The sequence below is a fragment of the Helicobacter sp. MIT 99-5507 genome (assembly GCF_003364295.1).
Classification (GTDB): Bacteria; Campylobacterota; Campylobacteria; order Campylobacterales; family Helicobacteraceae; genus NHYM01.
This window is the reverse complement of the sequence record NZ_NXLO01000005.1, coordinates 1-2,781: the sequence shown is the minus strand read 5'-3', so window position 1 is coordinate 2,781 and position 2,781 is coordinate 1. Positions and strand designations below refer to the sequence as shown.

4 protein-coding genes are annotated in these 2,781 nt (G+C 32.2%); 1 reads left to right on the top strand and 3 read right to left on the bottom strand.

Going from position 1 to position 2,781, the window contains the following annotated elements:
* Window positions 1-207 (bottom strand): type II secretion system protein (locus tag CQA42_RS08155; protein ID WP_115584201.1); only part of this gene is annotated, 207 nt, incomplete at its 3' end.
* 107 nt (window positions 208-314) lie between these two features.
* Window positions 315-1,247, bottom strand: coding sequence for a protein-methionine-sulfoxide reductase catalytic subunit MsrP (msrP, locus tag CQA42_RS08150; protein WP_115584200.1), 933 nt, complete (start codon window positions 1,245-1,247; stop codon window positions 315-317).
* A 106-nt stretch (window positions 1,248-1,353) separates the two neighbouring features.
* Between msrP and prfB the strand changes: the two genes are divergently transcribed.
* The gene (prfB, locus tag CQA42_RS08145) at window positions 1,354-2,445 is read left to right on the top strand and encodes a peptide chain release factor 2 (protein WP_115584199.1); all 1,092 of its coding nucleotides are present in this window, start codon (window positions 1,354-1,356) and stop codon (window positions 2,443-2,445) included.
* A gap of 99 nt (window positions 2,446-2,544) precedes the next feature.
* On the opposite strand, the gene CQA42_RS08305 is transcribed toward prfB, so the two are convergent.
* Window positions 2,545-2,781, bottom strand: a 237-nt coding sequence (locus tag CQA42_RS08305; protein ID WP_181881535.1) for a hypothetical protein, incomplete at its 5' end; no start/stop codon positions are given.

Below are 2,781 nucleotides of genomic sequence, written 5' to 3'. Positions count from 1 at the left end.
AGTAGGAGTTGATGCTGTAGGGTCTAGATTTTCTGCAAAGACTCTTGCAGGGATTGCTTTTAATACAGAAGCAATATCACTTCTTGCCATTGCCACTTGTGCATCTGTCCTTGTTGTTACGAATCTAGGCACAGCAACAGCAGCAAGCACACCTAAAATAACGATAACGAAAACCAACTCAATCATTGAGAAACCACTTCTTTTCATTCTAAACTCCTTGTGAAATAAAATTTCTTTTAACTCTAGTAGAGTAAAAGTAAATGAAATTTAAACATTTTTTTTTTTGAATATTTCCTTAAAAAGCTAATAATTATTTAGAAAAATTTTACTAAATCCATTCCATTATACATATTTGAGACTTCTTCTTCATAGCCATTAAACATGAGAGTTTTTACTTTTCCAAAGCTAAAAAAACTCCCTCCAATAAATCGCTCTTCGCCTTGACTCCATCGTGGGTGATGCACATTTGGATTTACATTTGCATAGAATCCATATTCATCACCTTGCAATTGCATCCATGTAGATTCTGGCATTTTCTCTACCAGTTTTATTTCAACTATACTTTTTATGCTTTTAAATCCATATTTCCAAGGCACAACAAGCCTTAGCGGAGCTCCATTTTGATTTTGCAAGTCTTTTCCATACATTCCTGTTGCTATCAATGTAAGCGGATTTAGTGCTTCATCAAGCCTTAATCCTTCTATATATGGATATTTTATAAAACCACCAATATATGGATTTTTTTGTCCTATCATTTCATTAGGTGCATATTTTGTTTTAAATTGCACAAATTTAGCTGAACTTTTGATTTTTACTTTATTTAATAATTTATTTAGTTCAAATCCTCTCCAAGGTATATTCATGCTCCATGCTTCCACGCATCTAAGCCTATATGCTCGCTCAATGATAGGCATTTCTTTTAAGATCGTATCAATATCAAGTGTGATTTCTTTATCAACTTCACCCGTGATTTTGACTTGCCAAGGTCTTGTTTTTAGCGTATGTGCGTTTCTTGATGGATCGCTTTTATCCAATCCAAATTCATAAAAATTATTATATGTTGTAGCTTTATTTTCTGGCGTAATTGTTTCTAATTTATATTTATCATTTGCATTAAGCATATTTGGAAATATCGCAATAGAGCTTGTAATCCCCATAAGCTTTAGTATTTCTCTTCTTTTTTTATACAGATTCTCATCTGTTGTTTTTGTTTTATCTACATCAAATTTATAATTTTTAATAAGCATTTTTATCCTTTTAAATAATTTTTTTTAATTATACTAATAAAAATTATATGAATTTATCTATCTTTTCATTTTGTATAATTTCATAATACTTTTAAAGGCGGTTAGTGTGGATTCTTATGAATATGGTGAATTATTAAAAACACTGCATTGTAAATGTCAAAATATTGCAAAAATTATCAAAATAGATTCCCTAAAAGAGGAATTAGAGCATATTATAAAAGAGGAGAGTAATCCAAATTTTTGGAGTGATAATAAAAAAGTCGCAGAATTTGGAAAGCAAAAAAGCAAGATAAATAGGATTCTATCAATCTATCAAAATGCACTAGATTCTATAAATGATGCAAAAGAGCTTTATGATCTTGCATTAAGTGAAGAAGATAGCGATATGTTAAATAGCTTGTTTAATGAGGCTTTAGCTTTAGAATCTAATATTAAAAAAATCGAGATTGAAGTAATGCTAAGCGGTGAGCATGATGGCACAAATGCTATTATCACAATACAGCCTGGTGCTGGTGGCACAGAATCTCAGGATTGGGGAAGTATGCTTTATCGTATGTATCTTAGATGGTGCGAGAGAAGGGGCTTTAAAGTTGAGTTGCTTGATTATCAAGATGGTGAAGAAGCTGGGATTAAAGGTGTTGCTTTTATCATAAAGGGTGAAAATGCCTATGGTTATGCAAAAGTTGAAAGCGGAGTGCATAGGCTTGTTAGAATCTCGCCATTTGATGCAAATGCAAAGCGACATACAAGCTTTACAAGTGTGCAAGTAAGTCCAGAAATAGATGATGATATTGATATTGTGATTGAAGAAAAAGATATAAGGATAGATACATATCGCGCAAGTGGAGCAGGTGGACAGCATGTAAATAAAACAGAATCTGCGATTAGAATAACACACTTTCCAACAGGGATTGTAGTGCAATGCCAAAATGATAGAAGTCAGCACAAAAATAAAGCTACAGCACTAAAAATGCTAAAATCTAAGCTTTATGATTTGGAGTTAAAAAAACAAAACAATACAAATGATGATAAAGGCGATATTGCTTGGGGACATCAAATACGAAGCTATGTTTTAGCACCATATCAACAAGTAAAAGATTTGCGTAGTAATATAGCTTATAGTAATGTAGATGCAATTTTAGATGGTGATATTGATGATATTATCGAAGGTGTGCTAATACAAATGGGACAACAATAATGATATTTAGATTCTAGCTTTTTATTGGGATCTAAAAAGTGTGATGAGAGAGATTTAAATTTAGATTCTAGCTTAGTAGCTAGAATCTTTTAAGAATATTTAGAATTTCACTGCTCCAGTTGTAGCAAGAGGGATAATTCTATTTGAACCACTTGGATAAGATTCTTTTAGAGATTTACAGAATGTTCCCCCATTATTACCATTAGTAGTAGTTGCAGATATTCGGTTTGGATCAAATGTTAGGTTTCCTGTAGTTGTATCTAAAATAATTATAGCCCCACATCCGCCAGTTTGCGCTCCTTGAGCATTTTGTACATTTCCAAGTGGCTCGATTCC